The sequence below is a fragment of the Blastococcus sp. SYSU D00868 genome, assembly GCF_054050575.1.
Genome location: NZ_JBJGZO010000009.1, coordinates 69,596 through 86,405 on the forward strand (window position 1 = coordinate 69,596; position 16,810 = coordinate 86,405).

The window sequence follows — 16,810 nt, forward strand, 5'->3', positions numbered from 1 at the left end:
TGGTGCCGGCGGGTGGTCGGGGTTCACGGCGGGCGGCACGGCGGTCAGGCGGCCTCGCCGACGCGGCGGCTCTCGGTGTGCCACCGCAGCCAGCGCCGCTCGACGAGGGCGAACAGGCCGTTGACGACCAGCCCCAGCAGGGCGATCACCACGATCGCCGCCCACATGTCCAGGAACCGGAACGTGCGCTGCGAGAACGACAGGGCGTAGCCGATGCCGCTGCGCGCCGCGTAGAGCTCGGAGACGACCATGAGCACCAGGGCGATGCCCAGGCTGACCCGGATGCCGGCCGCGATCTGCGGCGACGCCGCGGGCAGCACGATCCGGGTGAGCCGCCGGCGCCACGGCAGGCGCAGGCTGCGGGCCGACAGCATGGCGGTGGGGTCGATGTGCCGCACCCCGTCGATCGTGTTGACGAGGATCCCCCACACGCAGCCGAACACGATGAGCGCCGTGTTCATCGCCGAGGTGATGCCGAAGGCGACCACCGCGAGCGGCACCAGGGTGGTCGCCGGCACGCTGAGCGCGAAGGTGATCAGCGGGGACGTCAGCTCCTGCAGCGTGGTGGACAGGCCGATGAGCAGGCCGAAGCCGATGCCCAGGACGACGGCGAGCGCCCAGCCGATCGCCAGCCGCTGCACGCTCGCGCTGAAGTCGGCCCACCCGGCCTCGCTGAAGAACAGCCGCGACGCCGGGCCGCCGAACCACACCTCGCCGAGCCGCTCGACGATCGCCGAGGGCGGCGGGAAGAACGGGGAGGCCGCCTCGGTGGCCGCCCACTCCCAGAGCAGCACGAGCAGGACGCCGAGCCACAGGTGGCGCAGCACCGACCAGGCGACCCGCGGCACGAGCGTCCAGCCGCGACGGCCGCGGTCGCGCACCGGCGCCGGGGAGACGTGCCCGCCCACGGGGCGGGACTCCACGGCGGTCACCGTCCGCTCCGCTGGGACGGCGCCCACGGCAGCAGCCGGCGTTCGGCGAAGCGGAGCAGGCTGCCCAGGACGATGCCGAGGACGCCGGCGACCACGATGCTGGCGTACACCTGGGCCGGCAGCTCGCTCTGCTGGTAGGTGCGGATGACCGTGCCGAGCCCGCTGCGGGCGCCGAGCAGCTCGGTGCTCACCGTCACGATCAGCCCGATGCCACCGGCCACCCGGATGCCCGAGGCGATGGAGGGCAGCGCGGCCGGCAGGACCAGCCGGCGGGCCGTCCGGGCCCACGACCAGCGCAGGCTGCGCGCGACCCGGCGCATCACCGGGTCCACGGAGCGCACGCCGTACAGGGCGTTGAGCAGGATCGGCAGCACGATGGCGAAGACGGTGAGGAACACCTTCATCTGGAAGCCGATGCCGAACGCCAGGATCGCGACGGGGATGAGCGCGGTCGCCGGGATGGAGCGCAGGGCGTGCACCACCCCGGCGGTCGGGGGCTGGAGGAACGGCACGCTGCCGATGAGCAGGCCCAACGGGACGGCGACCACGGTGGCGAGCAGCAGCGCGACCAGCCAGGCGAGCACGGTGTCGCCGACCTGCGTGAGGAAGTCGGGGTCCACGGCGAGCTCGCCCAGCGCCCGGGCCACCGCCACCGGTCCCGGCAGGGACTGCTCGGACACGACGCCGGCGGCGCTGATCAGCGCCCAGCCGAGGACGAGCGCCGCGCAGCCGGCCAGCCCCAGCAGGGCCGACCGGCCGCGCGGGACCCGGTGGCGCCGGACCGCGGTCTCCCCCGCCCCCGCGGGGGAGGGGGAGGCCGGCGGTCCCAGGTCCACCACGGGGTCGGGCAGCGCGGGCGCCGCGGTCACGTCCGGCACCGCGGGCGGTGCCGTGCGGTCGGTCGGTGCGGTCATGTCCTCCCCCGGGTCCCGGCTGCGGTCGTCGCCGTGACCGGTCAGCCGCGGGCGTCCTCGGCGACGAGGCTCTCGACGTCCGGCACCTCGCTGAGGACGCCGGCGTCGACGCCGAGCTGGGCCATCTCCTCGAGGACCGCCATGTCGACGTCGGCGGTCAGGCTGTTGGACGGCAGGCTGGCCAGGGTCTCGGCCGGGACGCCGCAGCGCTCGGTGGCCAGCTCGCGGGCGGCGGTCAGGTTCGCCTCGTCCTCCAGGGCCGTCTGGATGTCGACGAAGGCGTCGTGCCAGCGGGTCGCGGCCTCGGGGTTGTCGTCGAGCCACGAGGTGTTGGACGCGTAGGTCGCGAAGACGGTGTAGCCCTCCTCCGTCGCGCCCTGCGGGTTGCCGATCAGCTCCACCTTGTCCGCGTTGCTGGCGATGGCGCCCGCGGTCAGGTTGGCGGCGTCGACGTCGCCGTTGATCAGGGCCGGCGCGAGCTCGGGGAACGGCAGCGCGACGAACTCGGTCTCCGAGGGGTCGCCGCCGGCGTCGCGGATCCACGCCTCGGTCATGATCTGGTTGATGCCGCCCAACTCGTTGACCGCCATCGTCTTGCCGGCCATGTCCTCGGGACCCTGGATGTCCGAGCCGACCGGCACCGCGACACCACCGGCCGGGTCGTCCGGCGGCTCGGCGCTGTTGTAGGCGCCCGAGATGATCGTCAGGTCGATGCCCTGCTCCTCGGCCAGCATGATGCTGAACGGGTTGGCGAAGGCCACGTCGACGTCCCCGGACTGCAGGGCGGCCAGCGCGGCCGCGCCGCCGGTCGACTGGACGGTCTCGACGTTCAGGTCGTGCTCGGCGAAGACGCCGTTCTCGATGCCGTAGTAGACGTACAGCTCGTCGCAGAGGTTCAGCGAGGTGACGGTGACGTCGATGGGGCCCGCGGCCTCGCTGCTGCCGCCCGAGCCTCCGTCGCCGCCGGAGGAGGAGCTGTCGTCGTCGTCACCCCCGCCGCAGGCCGTGAGCACGAGGGCGGACGCTGCCGCCACCGCGATGACCGGACGAACGGACCGAACGCGCATCAGCCATCTCCTGCGTCTCGTATTGCGGGATGTCGTGTCGACATGAGGACTGTGGCGCACCCGGGAGCGGGGGTCAACGGTCGTCGGGACCGGAACGAGGACTTAACGGCGGGGAAATCCGGCCGGATGCACGAGTGACACGTGTCACTCGATTCGCATGACCCAGGTCACATGCGAGGGTCCGGCGGATCACCCGTGGTCAGCGGTCGCGGGCTCGCGGACGGTCGCCGCGTCGAGCGCCGCCAGCAGTTCCGGCGCGGTGGTGACGACGCCGTGGAACCGGTCGGTGGACGCCAGGACGGCGTCGTGCGCGGCCTGGTCGGTGTCGGCCACGAGCTCCGCCGGCACGACGACGTCGAAGTCCCGGGCGTAGGCGTCGCGGATCGTGCTGTCGACGCAGAAGCTCGTCGTCGTCCCGGTCACCACGAGGACCTGCACGCCGGACATGCGCAGCTCGTTCTCGAAGGTGGTCTGGTAGAAGGCGCTGGCCCGGTGCTTGACGACGACCTCGTCCGGGGACCGCACCGCCGCGCCCACCTCGTCCAGCAGCTCGGCGTCCCAGGTGCCGCGCTGGCACAGCTCGAGCTTGAGCCCGCGGCGCTCCAGGTGGGAGGGGATGACCCGGGCGGCCCGCATCCGGTCGCCGGGGAAGTGGACCTGCCGGGTGAACCACACGGGCAGGCCGCGCTCGCGGAACTCCCGGACGAGGTCCAGGACGCCGGGCACGATCCCGGCCGGGGTGGCGACGCTGTCCGGGCCGAAGGCGCGGGCCCGGGAGCCCTCGGGGTGGCAGAAGCCGTTCTGCAGGTCGATGACGACCAGGCCGGTGCGGTCGGCGGGCAGCGAGTCGGGGAGGGGCACGGGGGACTCCGTTCGGGAGGGGACGGCCCGGGGCTCAGGCCCGGGCGAGGGCGTGCAGGAGGTCGTCGGTGGTGGCCACCGTGCCGAACAGCCCGCCCTGGGCGGCGGCCAGCAGCACGGCGGCGTCGTGCGCCTCGGGCCAGTAGGACCCGATGGCGTCGGACAGCCAGAGGCACTCGTAGCCGCGGTCGGCGGCCTCGCGGTAGGTGGACTGGACGCACACGTCGCTGGTGACCCCGGTGAAGACCAGGCGGGTCACGCCGGCCGACCGCAGCACCGGGTCGAGCTCGGTGGCGTAGAACGCGCCCTTGCCGGGCTTGTCGACGACGGGCTCGCCGGGCAGCGGCGCCAGGTCGGGGACGATGTCGTGGCCGGGCTCGCCGCGGGTGAGGTAGCGGCCCCTCGGGCCGCGGTCGCCCGGGACCGGACCGGCGCCCCGGCCGGCCCCGACCCGGCGGGGCACGACCGCCACGTCGGCGGGCGAGCCGACCCGGGTGTGCACGACCAGCCACCCGGCGGCGCGGGCGGCGGCCTGCACCCGGCGGGCCTGCGCCCGGGCGCCGGCGACGGCCGCGAGGTCGAACCCCTGGGCGTCGGCGAACCCCCCGGGACTGCAGAAGTCGTGCTGGAAGTCGATGCACAGCAGCGCCGCCCGGGTCGTGTGCAGCCCCCCGGCGGCCGGCCAGGGCCACGGGCGGGCGGGCACCTGCCCGCCGGGCGCGGTCACCGGGCGCTCCCGGACGGCGCGCGGTCGACCAGGACGTCGCCGCCGGCGACGACGGCCCGCACGTCGCGGGCGCACGCCGCGTAGACGACCGTCCAGACGACGTCGTGCACCGGCTGCAGGTGCGGGGAGTCCAGGTCGACCAGCACGACGTCGGCGGCCCGGCCGGGCGCGAGCACCCCGGCGTCCGGCCGGCCCAGCGCCTCCGCCCCGGCGGCCGTGGCCAGGTGCAGGACGTCCCGGGCCACGAGCGCCCGCGCGTCCGCGGCCACCGCCTTCTGCAGCATGGCGCCCACCTTCATCGTCTCGAACGGGTCGGCCCGGCCGCAGCACTGCACCGTGTCCGTGCCCAGGCACACCCGGACGCCGGCGGCGAGCATCGCGGCCACGGGCGTCACCCCGTCGCCCATGTAGCCGTTGGCGACGGGGTTGTAGGAGATCCAGGTGCCGGTCTCGGCCAGCACCTCCAGGTCGTCGGGGCCGAACCAGACGCCGTGGGCGATGACGACGTCCTCGCCGAGCAGGCCCAGCCGGCGCGGCAGGTCGACCAGCCGCCGCAGCCCGTGCTCGGCGGCCAGCGCGAACCAGGCCCGGGTCTCGGCGTAGTGGTAGGTCAGGCGCATGCCGTGCCCGCGCGCCGCGGCCGCCAGCGCCCGGCAGCGCTCCGGCGTCTCCCGGCGCCCCGGCGAGGCGAGGGCGACCCACGGGTCCACCCGTCCTGCGCCGGGCTCGTCGCACGCCGCCCGCAGGTCGGCGAGCGTGGCCAGCGCGTCGTCCAGCGGCACGGCCCCGTCCCCCACGTCGGACCCGGTGACCGCCACGGCCGCGTGCACCCCGGACCCGGCGGCCGCGCGGGCGACGGCGAGCGCGTTGCCGCGGTCGGCCTGGGCGTAGTGGAAGTCCAGGACGCCGGTGAACCCGGCCCCGGCCAGCTCCGCGTACCCCGCGCGTGCCGCGGCGGCCGCCTCGGCCGGGCCGATCCGCTCCGAGGCGGCGAAGACGTGCGGCAGCCACAGGTCCAGCGGGAGCTCCGGCTCCGCACCCCGCTGCCCGGAGAACGCGGTGTGCGTGTGGCCGTTGGCGAACCCCGGCAGCGCCACGGCGCGGCGGCCGTCGAGCACCCGGCGGGCCGGCGGCAGCGGCTCCCCGGCGGGCACGGCGGCCACCACCCGGCCGCCGTCCACCACGAGCGAGGCGTGCCGCAGCACCTCGAACGGGCGGCCGCCCCACACCACGGAGTCGCACGCCTCGACGACGAGGTCGACCACGGCGTCCCCGCCCGGGTCCGGCGCCGTCACCGGACCGGCCACGCCGGCGTCCGCCGCAGGCCGCTGCGGGCCACCAGCGCCTCGCCGGCGGCCTGGGCCCGCGCGTAGAGCGCCGGCTCGTCGACCGTGGTCAGCCGGTAGTCGTCGACGACGCGGCGGCCGTCGACGAAGACGGTGTGCACCCCGCGGCCGTCGGCCGACCAGACCAGCTGGTTGGCCACGTCGTGCAGGGGCGTCCACTCCGGCCGCCGCCGGTCGTGCAGAACCAGGTCGGCCTTCTTCCCCACCTCGAGCGAGCCGATCTCGTGCCCGGCCAGCAGCGCGCGGGCGCCGCCGAGCGTCGCCATGGCGAACGCCTCGGTCGCGGGGAACAGCGAGGCGTCCTGCCGGGCGTCCTTGAACAGCCCGGCCACCAGGTAGGTGGCCCGCATCATGTCGGCGTAGTTGGACGCGTTGCTCCCGTCGATGCCGATGGCGACGTTGATCCCGGCCGCGGCCATCTCCGGCACCCGGCCGATCCGGGTGACCCCGTAGGCGACCTTGAGCGCCGTGGTGGGGCAGTGCGAGACGGTGCAGCCGCGCCGCGCGAGGACGTCGATCTCGGCGTCGTCGACGTGGACGGCGTGCACGACCACGCAGTTGTCCCCCAGCACGCCCAGGCGGTCCAGGTGCACCAGCGGCCGGGCGCCGTGCTCGCGCAGGAACCACTCAGGATCGCCGGCCGCCGGGGACATGTGGAAGTTCAGCCCGGTCTCCCAGTCGCGGGCCGACCGGGCGGCGGCCTGCCACAGCTCGTCGGAGCACGCCGTGTGGCCGACGAGCATCGCCCACGCCTGCAGCCGGCCCCCGGCGACCTCGCGGTAGCGGCTCAGCGTCGACTCCACCGCCGCGGCGGCCTGCGCGGTGGTCTGCCGGAAGGCGGCGGGCTCGGTGCTCCTGTCCTCGGCGCGGACGCCGAACCGGGCCCGGATGCCGATGCCGGTCAGCGCGTCGACCACCGCGGCCACGTGCCGGACCGACCCGGCCTCCAGGAACGCCGTCGTCCCGGAGCGGAGCATCTCCGCCGCCGCCAGCTGCGCGGACAGGTGCTCGTCCTCCTCGGTGTGCGCGGCGTAGAGCGGGCGCAGCCAGGTGTGCACGTTCTCCCGGAACGGCGTGTCGTCGGGGACGAACCCGCGGGTGAGCGGCTCCCCCACGACGTGCACGTGCGTGTTGACCAGCCCCGGGGTGACGACGAAGCGGCGGCCGTCCACCCGCTCGGCGGGCGCCCACGCGGCGAGCACCTCGGCCGTCGGGCCCACCGCCACGATCCGGTCGCCGCGCAGCGCGACGGCGCCGTCGGCGAACACCTGCCGGGAGGGGTCCATGGTCACGACGACGGCCGACTCGACGACGACGTCGGCCGGCTCCCGCATGCGGACCTCCCATCCGGCGTCCCGTGGCGCCGTCCCGCTCCGGGAAGCGTGACCGACCCGTGTTACATCGCGGGTCACTGTCTCGCGATGTGACTCGACACTCAAGACGCCGGAGGCCGGTCGGCCCTACCGTCCTGGCGATGAGCCCCTCGTCCTGCTGCGGCCCGGTGCCGGCCGAGCCCTACGACTGGCCGTTCGACGGCTCGTTCGGCCCGGCCGACACCGCCGTCCTCTCCATCGACTGGCAGCACGACTTCTGCTCCCCCGGCGGCATGCTCGACCGGGCCGGGCTCGACGTCGGGCTCATGCGGCCCGCACTGCTGCGCACCGCGCAGGTGCTGGCGCGGCTGCGGTCGGCCGGGTTCCTGGTCGTGCACACGCGCGAGGGGCACGACCCGACGCTGTCGGACCTGCCGCCGGCGAAGGCCTGGCGGATGGCGCGGCTCGGCGCCGGGATCGGCGAGCCGGGACCGGGCGGGCGGGTCCTGGTGCGCGGCGAGCCCGGGTGGCAGATCGTCGAGGAGGTGCGGCCGGAGCCGGGCGACTGGGTCGTCGACAAGCCCGGCAAGGGCGCCTTCTACGCCACGGACCTCGACCTGCGGCTGCGCAGCCGCGGCATCGGGCACCTCGTGCTCACCGGGGTCACCACGGACGTCTGCGTGACCTCGACGCTGCGCGAGGCCATCGACCGCGGCTACGAGTGCCTGGTCCTGGAGGACTGCACCGCCGCGCCCCGGCCGGGCCGGCACGAGGCCGCGGTCGACATGCTGCGCAGCGGCCCCTTCGGGGCGGTGACCACCGCGGCCCTGCTGCTCGCCGCCGTCGGCTGAGTCGGCCCCGCTGCAGGGGCCCGCGCCGAGCTCGCGAGGCGTGGGGGCAGCAGGTCCTCGCTCAGGAGGCGGCGGGGACGGCGGCGAGCCACCCCAGCGCGGACGCGAAGTCGGCCCGCGGCGGCACGAACAGGTCGATGTTGATGCAGGGGCCCTCGAGCGGCTCCACGAAGTGCTGGGCGCCGGCGGGCACCAGCAGGAACGAGCCGGCCCGCATCCGGTGCGGGGTCCCGGCCACGTGGTAGTCGCACACGCCCTCGGCGATGTAGACCAGCTGGTCGAAGTCGGCGTGCGAGTGCGGGTTGAGGTCCATCCCGACGTCCAGGCTGTGCCAGGCGATCATCACCTGGTCGGTGCTGTACACCCGGCGCCGGACGCCGGGCCGCACCGTCTCCTCGGGGATGTCGTCCCAGTTCACCACCCGCCCGTAGAGGGCGGCGTTGCGCGACGGGGTCGGGTCGGTGCTCATCGGGCCTCCGGGGAAGACGGCTCACGGGACGGCGCGGCGGAGCGCAGCGCCGCGCCGAGGAACTGCAGGTCCGAGCCCACCACGAGGTAGCCCGCCGGGCCCAGGCCCAGCCCCTCGGCGGCGTCGGGGCGCGGCGCCCAGCCACCGAACGCGACCCCGGCGGCGCGGGCCGCGGCGGCGACCGCGTCGACCTCGGCGCGGATGCCCGTCGCGTCGGCGGGGTCCAGGCCCAGCGCCACGGTGAGGTCGGTGGTGCCGACGAAGGCGACGTCGAGGCCGGCGACGAGCTGCTCGAGCGGGTCGGTCGTGCGGCTCTCGATCTGCCCCACCAGCAGCGGCGGGTCGGCCCGCTCGGCGGCCAGGTAGTCGCCCAGGCCCACCGACCCGAAGCCGGCCCCGGTGTGCGCCAGGCTCACCGACCGCCGTCCCGCGGGTCCGTAGGCGACGGCGTCCTGGAGCTGTTCGCGCTGCGCCACCGAGGTGAGCATCGACAGCTGGATGCCGACGGCGCCGGCCTCCAGCACGCGGTTGACCAGCGGCGGATCCACCCGGGCCAGCCGCACGAGGGCCGGCAGGCCCAGCGCGTCGGCGTAGCGCAGCAGGGTGAACGCCTCGTGCTCGCCGAGCGAGGAGTGCTCCAGGTCGACGACGACGAGGTCGAAGCCCGCCGAGGCGACCAGCTCCAGCACGTCCGGGCAGGGCAGCTTGACGAAGACCCCGGTGACCCGCTCTCCGGAGGCCAGCGCGGCGCGCAGCCCCGCGCGCACCCGGTGGACGTCGCTCACCGTGGGTCTCCCGTCAGCCAGGCGTCCGGTCCGCGCTCGGCACTCAGGCACCGAGTCCGCGCTCGGCACTCAGGCACCGAGTCCGCGCTCGGCACTCAGGCACCGAGTCCGCGCTCGGCACTCAGGCACCGAGTCCGCGCTCGGCACTCAGGCACCGAGTCCGCGCCACGGTACGAGCTCCACCGGCGCACCGGCGTGCAGCACCGTCACGGGCTCGTAGCGCGGCGCCACGATCGAGTTGCCGGCCGCGTCGGGCAGCAGTTGGTCGCTGACCTCCTCGACGACGGTGACGTGCGCGGGGTTCCCCACCGTGAGGGCGCCGTAGCCCTCGTCGGCGATGCCGAGCAGTCGAGCCGGGTCGATGGTCGCGCGCTTGATGATCTCCGGCAGCGGGGCGCCGAGGGCGACCAGCTTGGAGAGGCTGGTGAGCAGGTCGAAGACCGGCCCCCGCCAGTTGCGCCCGCTGGTGTCGGAGGAGGCGATGTCGGGGAGGAAGCCCTCGGCGATCGCCGGGCGCGCGACCTCGAAGCTGAGGTTGCTCTTGCCGTGCGCGGAGTCGAAGAGGACGCCGCGGGCGCGGGCCTCGGCCACGGCCGGCTGGACCGCGCCGTTCTCGAGGATGTTGAACGGCTTGCCGGTGTAGCAGTGGGCCACGATGTCGCCGGGCCGCAGGTAGGGCAGCACCTCGGTCAGCGGCTCGGGGGTCTCGCCGATGTGCACCATCAGCGGCAGGCCGGCCTGCTCGCCGATGGCGATGGACTTCTCCAGCAGCGGGCGCCACTGCTCGGCGGGGACGACGTCGGTCGACAGCCGGATCTTGAAGCCGCGGACGACGTCCGGGTTCTCCGCCGCGACCTGCAGGGCGTCCTCGGGGACGAGGGTGTCGGGGTTGAGCAGCTCGCCGAAGCGGAAGTCGATGAGGCCGAGCACGGAGACGTTGAGGAAGCTCAGGATCCGCATGCCGCTGGGCTCGACGACCAGCTTCTTGAACGCGGCGAACGTCGAGGCGCCCGCGGTGCCGGCGTCGGCGGCGGCGACCACGCCGCGGCGCAGGTGGGCCTCGACGGGGTTGGCGCCGACCTTCGAGACGTGCTCGAAGATGTGCGTGTGGCCCTCCACCAGGCCGGGCAGCACCAGCCGGCCGGTGCAGTCGATGCGCTCGGTGGCCGCGTCGTCGATCGACGGGGCGACCGCGCTGATCCGCCCGTCGGTGACCGCGACGTCGTAGCGGCCGTCCAGGCCGTTGGCCGGGTCGAGGACCCGCCCGCCGGTCAGGACGAGGTCGTGGACGGCGCTCGCTGCGTCCGTGCGGGTGTCGGCGGGTGCGGACATGCGGTGGACTCCGGGGTGCTCGGTGGGACGGCGGGGGCTCGGGAGCGCGTCAGTGCGCCGGGACGGCGTCCGCGCGCGGCGCCGGGACGACCGGCGCGGCGGCGGACGAGACGGTGGTGGTCAGCGGCGCCACGCCGTCGACCTCGACGGTGACCACGTCGCCGGGGACCAGGAAGACGCCGCGGTCCTGGCCGGTGCCGGCGGGCGTGCCGCTGAGGAAGACGTCGCCGGGCTCGAGCGCGGCGTACCAGGAGATGCGCGCGAGCAGCTCGGGGATCGACCAGATCATGTCGGCGCTGCTGTCGTCCTGGTGCCGGACGCCGTTGACCGACCCGCGGACGCCGATCGCCCCGGCGTCGGCCAGCGTGCGGGCGTCGAGCACCGAGGCGCCCAGCGGCGTGCAGCCGGGGAAGCTCTTGGCCAGCGCCGGGGTCCCGGTCGTCTTCATGACGTCGCGCGCGGTGAGGTCGTTGCCCGCGGTGACGCCGGCGACGGCGGCCCAGGCCTCGCCCTCGGAGGCGCGGTACAGCCGGCGGCCGACGACGACGGCGATCTCGGCCTCGGCGTCCAGCTGCTCGGTGACGCCGGAGGGGTGCGGCAGCAGGCCGTTCGGGCCGGCCACGGAGGAGGCGGCCGACACGTACAGGATCGGCTCGGCGGGCACGTCCCGGCCCGTGACCCGGGCCTTGGAGCGGTAGTTCAGGCCCACGCCCCAGACGGTGCCGGGCGCCGGCAGCGGCGCCAGCGCGGTGGCCAGCGCCTCGGCCGCCGGCACCCGCCGGACGACGCGCGCGCGGGCCGCCGCGGCCAGCGAGCCGGTGTCGGCGACCAGCGCCCCGACGTCCCGGTGGGGCAGGTCCAGGACGGCGACCTCGTCGCCCTCCCGGCGCGCCAGGCCCTCCGGCGTCGCGAGCAGGTCCATGTCGGCGATCCTTCGATGCGAGACGCCGTCTTGTCAAGCAATACGAGACGGCATTGCGTGGAGTGAGACGCGGCGGCGGTTCAGTGGGCGAACGTGGTGGGGCGGGACGGGTCCGCCGGGGCCTCGTCGATCCGCGCCACCTGCTCCGCGGAGAGGTCGAGGTCGGCAGCCGCGGCGCTGTCGCGGATGGACTCGGGCCGGGTGGAGCCGGGGATGGCGACCACGGCGGGCGAGTGGGCGAGCAGCCAGGCCAGCGCCACCCGCTGCGGCGAGACCCCGAGCTCCGCGGCGACCTCCCGGGTGGCCGCCGCGCGGACGCCGGCGCCGGTCACCCCGGCCAGCGGCGTGTACGGCAGGAACGCCAGGCCCAGCTCCTCGGTGCGCCGCAGCATCGGCTCGCCCCAGCGGTCCTCGACCGAGTACGGGTTCTGCACGCTCACCAGCCGGTCCCCGAGCACCTCGGCGGCGGTGTCGAGCTTCGCCACGTCCACGTTGCTCACGCCGGCCGCGCGCACGACCCCCTGGTCGACCAGCTCGGCGAGCGCCCCGACGGACTCGGCGTACGGCACGGAGGGGTCGGGCCAGTGCAGCTGGTAGAGCCCGATCTCGGCGACCCCGAGCGCCTTCGCGCTGGCGCGCGCGGCGGCGTGCAGGTGCTCGGGCGTGGCGCGGAAGTCCCAGGGCCGGACGAGGCCGCCCTTGGTCGCGACGAGGACGTCGTCGGGGTCGCCCGTCCAGGTCCGCACCGCGTCGGCGACCAGGCGCTCGTTGTGGCCGATCTCCGTCTCGTCGGCGCAGTAGACGTCGGCGGTGTCGACCACCGTGACGCCCGCGTCGAGCGCGGCGTGCACGGTCGCGCGCGCCCGGTCGGGGTCGGGCCGCTGCGGGGAGCTCGACAGGTGCATGGCACCCAGCCCGACCGCTCCGACCCGTCGTGTACCGATCGCACGGGTGCGCACGCCGACTCCTCCTCGCTCGTGGGGACGGCTCACGGTACGAGACGACGTCCCGTCATGTGAACCACCCACGGCGGTCCTCGTCCGCCCTCCCGGCGCGTCCCCTGGCCTCGCTGTCACCCGGCAGCGCTGCTGTCGCGCTGCGCGGTGACAGCAGAGATGCGGCGTGAGGGCGCGCCGGCGACCTCGCCCGCCGGGTGGCGGGCGAGGTCGTCGGGGCGGGCGGGATCAGCCCCAGAGGTCCTGGATGGTCGCGAAGACCTTCTGGTTGTGCGAGAACTCCAGCACGTTGCCGTCGGGGTCCAGGACCGCGCAGATGTAGCCGATGTGCTCGGCCATCTGCGTCGGCTCCCACTGCAGCCGGCCGAGCTCCCGGGCCTTCGCCGCGACCTCGTCGACGTCCTCGCGGTGGGGCAGCTCGATGCCGATGTGCGCCCACGGCGAGAAGGTCGGGTCGGGCTTGCCGTCGACGATGCCGAAGCGGGCGCCGACCTCCGGGATGAACTCGCCGAGCACGAGCACGAACGGCGTCTCGACCTGGCCGGGGTTGGACAGCCAGGCGCTGCGGCCGCTCTCGTCGGCGTTCTGCTGGACGAGCACCAGCGGGGTCACCGACGTGTAGAACTCGATCGACCGGTCGATGTCGGTCACGGGGATGGCGACGTGGGTCCAGCGGGCCTCGGTCAGCTGGGGCATGGCGGTTCCTCCTCTTGTGGGGTGGTGGGGGTTCAGTGCGAGGGCCACTTGGCCCGGTCGGGCAGGCCGGAGCGGGCGACGACGCCCTCGCCGGCGGCCTGGGCGCGGCGCAGCAGGTCGTCCTCGTCGACCGTGGTGCAGCGGTAGTCCTCGACCACCGCCCGCCCGCCGACGAGGACCGTGTGCACGCCGCGGCCGTCGGCGGACCAGACGAGCTGGTTGGCGACGTTGTGCAGCGGCCGCCACTCCGGGCGGTGGGTGTCGTGCAGGACCAGGTCGGCCTGCTTGCCGACCTCGAGGGAGCCGAGCTCGTCCTCGGCCTGCAGCGCGCGGGCGCCGTTGCGGGTGGCCATGGCGAAGGCGTCCTCGGCCGGGAACATCGTCGCGTCGCGGCGGGCGTCCTTGAACAGGCCGGCCACGAGGTAGGTGGCCCGCATCAGGTCGTGGTAGTTCGACGCGTTGTTGCCGTCGGTGCCGATCGCCACGTTGACCCCGGCGGCGACCATCTCGGGGAACCTCCCGATCTGCGTGACGCCGTAGGAGACCTTGAGCGCGGTCGTCGGGCAGTGCGCGATCGACGTGCCGGTGCGGGCCAGGGCGGCGATCTCGGTGTCGTCGACGTGGACGGCGTGGGTCAGCAGCACGTTGCGGTCCAGGACGCCGATCTCGTCCAGGTGCACCATCGGCCGCTGCCCGAACGTGGCGAGGAAGCCCTCCGGGTCCATCGCGGCCGGCGACATGTGCGCGCTCATCCCGGTGCCGCGCTCGTCCGACATCTTCTTGGCCGTCTGCCACAGCTCGTCGCTGCACGTGGTGTGGCCGATGACGATCGGCCAGGCCTGCACGCGGCCGTCGGCGGCCGAGCCGTAGGTGTCCATCGCGTAGGTCATCGCGCCGATCGCCTCGGCGGTGGTCATCCGCAGCGCCTCGTACTCGCCGACCAGGTCCCACGCCCACGGCCCGACCCGCGCCCGGATGCCGATCTCGGACAGCCCGTCGACGACGGGGTCGATGAACCGGACGGTGCCCGCCTCCAGGAAGGCCGTCGTCCCGGACCTGAGCATCTCCAGCGCGGCCAGCTGCGCCGACACGCGCTCGTCCTCCTCGGTGTAGTGCGTGTGGATCGGGGTGAGCCACTCGAAGACGTTCTCGAGGAACGGGGTGTCGTCGGGCACGAAGCCGCGGGTCAGCGGCTCCCCCGTGATGTGCACGTGGGTGTTGATCAGCCCGGGGGTGACGACGAACCGCTCGCCGCCCACGGTCTCGGCGGGCACGAACCGCGCGGTCAGCTCCGCGGCCGGGCCGACGGCGACGATCCGGCCGTCGCGGATCGCCACGGCGCCGTCGCGGAACACGCGGCGCTCGTCGTCCATGGTGACGACGTGCGAGCCCAGCACGAGCGTGTCGCAGGGCTCGCCCGTGGGGCGGGTCGGGGCCCTGTCCGGGGATTCGGTCATGGTCACCTCTCGGTCTCGGGGGCGGGGCGGCGGATCAGGAAGACGGTCTGCCGGGGCACCGGCTGCAGGACGTCGGTCAGGGCGGCGCCGCAGTCCGCGGCCCACGCGCGCAGCTCCGCCACGGAGACGCCGCGGCCGGCGGTCGAGGCGGCCATCGTCAGCGAGAGCACGAGCTCGTGGCGGGCGGCCGCGAGGACGGCGTCGCGGCCGGGGTCCGGCGCGGCGGCCCGGTCCGGGCGGGGGTAGTCCGCCACGACGACGACCCCGCCGGGCGCGGTCAGCTCCAGGGCCCGGGCCAGCAGGCGGCGGGCGCGGTCGGCCGGCTCGGCCCGCAGCACGTGCGCGAGGACGACGACGTCGGCGGCGCCGGCGGGCAGGTCGACCTCGAGGTAGTCCCCGGCGTGCAGGGTCACCCGGTCGGCGAGGCCGGCGGCGGCCACCGCGTCCCGCGCCACGCCGAGGACGCCGGGCAGGTCGACGCCGACGGCCGCGGCGCCGGGGCGGTCGGCGAGCATCGCCGTGAGCCAGGCCGCGGACCCGCAGCCGAGGTCGACGACGCGGGGCGCCTGCGGCCACAGGCCGCGCCCGGCCAGCTCCCGCACCACCCCCGCGGCGACGGCCGCCTGCGTGGGGGCGGTGGCGCGGACCAGGTCCGGGCACATCGCGTCGAGCTCGGCGACCGTCGCCTCCGGGGCACGCCCGGTGCGGACGGTCTGCGCCAGGTGCCGCCAGCCCGACCACGGGCCCGGGGACAGCGGCGCCAGGGCCGCCATGGACGCCGGGGAGCCGGAGACGAGGAAGCGGGCGGCGACCGGGGTCAGCCCGAAGCCGTGGCCGTCGGTGGTGAGCAGGCCGAGGGAGACCAGCAGCTCGGCGAGCAGCTCGACGGCCTCGGCGTCCGCGGCGCCCACCGCCGCGGCCAGGCCGGGCGCCGTCAGGCCGTCGTCCCCGGCCGCGGCCAGGGCGTCGACGAGGCCGAGCTCGAGGGCGGCGGCCAGGGCGCCGAAGCCGGCCAGGCCGTTGACGACGTCCCAGACCGGCCCGGGGCCGACCGGGGGCGCGGAGGCGGCACCTCCGGGCGGGGCACTCACGGGCGGAGCACGATCTTGCCGGTGGCCCGGCGCGACTCCATGTGCCGCTGGGCGTCGGCCGCCTCCACGAGGGCGAACTCGCTGTCGACCGGGGTGCGGAAGCCCGAGGACCAGTACCGCTCCAGCATCGGGGCGAACTCGCGCCGGTCGTAGGGGTCGGAGCCGAGCAGCCGCAGCCCGAAGTGGTAGGCGTAGACCAGGTCGAACGAGGCCCGGTCGCCGGTCGTGTTGCCGAGGAACACCATCCGGCCCCGGTGGCCGAGGCTGTAGACCGAGGCGTCCCACACCGCCGGGCCGACGTGGTCGACGACCAGGTCCACGCCGCGGCCGTCGGTGAAGGCGCGGGCCGCGCCGACCAGGTCGGTGGTGGAGGTGTCCACGACGAGGTCGGCGCCGAGGTCGGCGGCGTACGCGACCTTCGCGGGGCTGCTCACCGTGGTGACGACGCGCGCCCCGGCCGCCTTGGCGAGCTGGATGGCGGCGGTGCTGACCCCGCTGGCGCCCGCGTGGACGAGGACGGTCTCCCCCGCGGCGACGGCCGCCACCTCGACCAGGGCGTGCCAGGCGGTCATCCAGATCGTGGGCACGACCGCGGCCTCGACCAGGCTGACGCCGTCGGGGACCGGGTGCACGTTGGCCGCCGGGACGACGACGTACTCGGCGTAGCCGCCGGCGACGTTGCCGCCCACCACCCTCGTGTCCGGGCACATCCCGTCGGCCCCGCCGGCGCAGACCGGGCAGTCGTCGCAGGGGACGGCCGGGTTCACCACGACCCGGGCGCCGGCGCGGGCGGCGGGGTGCGCGGCGGCGTCGACGTCCGGCCCGACCGCGGCGACGGTGCCGGCGACGTCCATCCCGGCCACGTGCGGCAGCGCGTACCCGGGGATGAGGGCCGGACCCCGGCGCTGCAGGACGTCGAGGTGGTTGAGCCCGCACGCGGCGACCTCGACCAGCACCTCACCGGGGCCGGGTTCGGGGACGTCGGACTCGGCGACCTCGAGGACGTCGGCGTCGCCGTGGACGCGGTAGAGAAGGCTCTTCACTGGAGGGGCTCCCGGAGGTGGACCGACATGTGGTCCGACCGGGCGCTG

The 16,810-nt window shown here is 75.4% G+C and carries 17 protein-coding genes; 1 reads left to right on the plus strand and 16 read right to left on the minus strand.

Annotated elements, in window-relative coordinates; all coding sequences use genetic code 11:
- Positions 1-44: 44 nt before the first annotated feature.
- The 7 genes from ACI79F_RS10440 to ACI79F_RS10470 form a co-directional block, all read right to left on the minus strand.
- Positions 45-932: an ABC transporter permease gene (locus tag ACI79F_RS10440; protein WP_456545216.1), complete on the minus strand. Its 888-nt coding sequence runs from the start codon at positions 930-932 to the stop codon at positions 45-47.
- Entirely contained in the window at positions 929-1,846 is a 918-nt protein-coding gene (locus ACI79F_RS10445) for an ABC transporter permease (RefSeq protein ID WP_456545215.1), read from the minus strand. The genes ACI79F_RS10440 and ACI79F_RS10445 overlap by 4 nt, the downstream gene beginning before the upstream one ends.
- Positions 1,847-1,887: 41 nt before the next feature.
- Complete coding sequence (locus tag ACI79F_RS10450; RefSeq protein ID WP_456545214.1) at positions 1,888-2,880, minus strand: ABC transporter substrate-binding protein; 993 nt, start codon at positions 2,878-2,880, stop codon at positions 1,888-1,890.
- Positions 2,881-3,102: 222 nt separating this feature from the next.
- Complete coding sequence (locus tag ACI79F_RS10455; RefSeq protein ID WP_456545213.1) at positions 3,103-3,774, minus strand: cysteine hydrolase family protein; 672 nt, start codon at positions 3,772-3,774, stop codon at positions 3,103-3,105.
- 34 nt (positions 3,775-3,808) lie between these two features.
- On the minus strand, positions 3,809-4,501 hold the full coding sequence (locus tag ACI79F_RS10460) for a cysteine hydrolase family protein (protein ID WP_456545212.1): 693 nt from the start codon (positions 4,499-4,501) through the stop codon (positions 3,809-3,811).
- Positions 4,498-5,808 carry an amidohydrolase family protein gene (locus ACI79F_RS10465; protein WP_456545211.1) on the minus strand — a complete coding sequence of 437 codons (1,311 nt, stop codon included), beginning with the start codon at positions 5,806-5,808 and terminating at the stop codon, positions 4,498-4,500. Before ACI79F_RS10465 ends, ACI79F_RS10460 begins: the two co-directional genes overlap by 4 nt.
- Positions 5,793-7,181 carry an amidohydrolase family protein gene (locus ACI79F_RS10470; RefSeq protein ID WP_456545210.1) on the minus strand — a complete coding sequence of 463 codons (1,389 nt, stop codon included), beginning with the start codon at positions 7,179-7,181 and terminating at the stop codon, positions 5,793-5,795. Before ACI79F_RS10470 ends, ACI79F_RS10465 begins: the two co-directional genes overlap by 16 nt.
- Before the next feature lie 140 nt (positions 7,182-7,321).
- On the opposite strand from ACI79F_RS10470, the gene ACI79F_RS10475 reads away from it, so the two are divergent.
- Positions 7,322-8,011 carry a cysteine hydrolase family protein gene (locus ACI79F_RS10475; protein WP_456545209.1) on the plus strand — a complete coding sequence of 230 codons (690 nt, stop codon included), beginning with the start codon at positions 7,322-7,324 and terminating at the stop codon, positions 8,009-8,011.
- A gap of 61 nt (positions 8,012-8,072) precedes the next feature.
- Here ACI79F_RS10475 and ACI79F_RS10480 read toward each other — a convergent pair whose 3' ends face one another.
- The 9 genes from ACI79F_RS10480 to ACI79F_RS10520 all read right to left on the minus strand — a co-directional run bounded on the left by ACI79F_RS10480 (position 8,073) and on the right by ACI79F_RS10520 (position 16,762).
- A complete protein-coding gene (locus tag ACI79F_RS10480; protein WP_456545208.1) occupies positions 8,073-8,480 on the minus strand; it encodes an AraC family ligand binding domain-containing protein in 408 nt (135 codons plus the stop codon).
- On the minus strand, positions 8,477-9,265 hold the full coding sequence (locus tag ACI79F_RS10485; RefSeq protein ID WP_456545207.1) for an aldolase/citrate lyase family protein: 789 nt from the start codon (positions 9,263-9,265) through the stop codon (positions 8,477-8,479). The genes ACI79F_RS10480 and ACI79F_RS10485 overlap by 4 nt, the downstream gene beginning before the upstream one ends.
- Positions 9,266-9,412: 147 nt before the next feature.
- The gene (locus tag ACI79F_RS10490) at positions 9,413-10,597 is read right to left on the minus strand and encodes a hypothetical protein (protein WP_456545206.1); all 1,185 of its coding nucleotides are present in this window, start codon (positions 10,595-10,597) and stop codon (positions 9,413-9,415) included.
- Between the two features lie 49 nt (positions 10,598-10,646).
- Entirely contained in the window at positions 10,647-11,519 is an 873-nt protein-coding gene (locus ACI79F_RS10495) for a fumarylacetoacetate hydrolase family protein (protein ID WP_456545205.1), read from the minus strand.
- Between the two features lie 80 nt (positions 11,520-11,599).
- The gene (locus ACI79F_RS10500; RefSeq protein WP_456578899.1) at positions 11,600-12,511 is read right to left on the minus strand and encodes an aldo/keto reductase; all 912 of its coding nucleotides are present in this window, start codon (positions 12,509-12,511) and stop codon (positions 11,600-11,602) included.
- A gap of 192 nt (positions 12,512-12,703) precedes the next feature.
- Positions 12,704-13,171: a VOC family protein gene (locus ACI79F_RS10505; RefSeq protein WP_456545203.1), complete on the minus strand. Its 468-nt coding sequence runs from the start codon at positions 13,169-13,171 to the stop codon at positions 12,704-12,706.
- A 32-nt stretch (positions 13,172-13,203) separates the two neighbouring features.
- Complete coding sequence (locus ACI79F_RS10510) at positions 13,204-14,628, minus strand: amidohydrolase family protein (protein WP_456545202.1); 1,425 nt, start codon at positions 14,626-14,628, stop codon at positions 13,204-13,206.
- 2 nt (positions 14,629-14,630) lie between these two features.
- Positions 14,631-15,719, minus strand: coding sequence for a methyltransferase family protein (locus tag ACI79F_RS10515; protein ID WP_456545201.1), 1,089 nt, complete (start codon positions 15,717-15,719; stop codon positions 14,631-14,633).
- Positions 15,716-16,762: a zinc-binding dehydrogenase gene (locus tag ACI79F_RS10520; protein WP_456545200.1), complete on the minus strand. Its 1,047-nt coding sequence runs from the start codon at positions 16,760-16,762 to the stop codon at positions 15,716-15,718. Before ACI79F_RS10520 ends, ACI79F_RS10515 begins: the two co-directional genes overlap by 4 nt.
- Positions 16,763-16,810 lie beyond the last annotated feature (48 nt).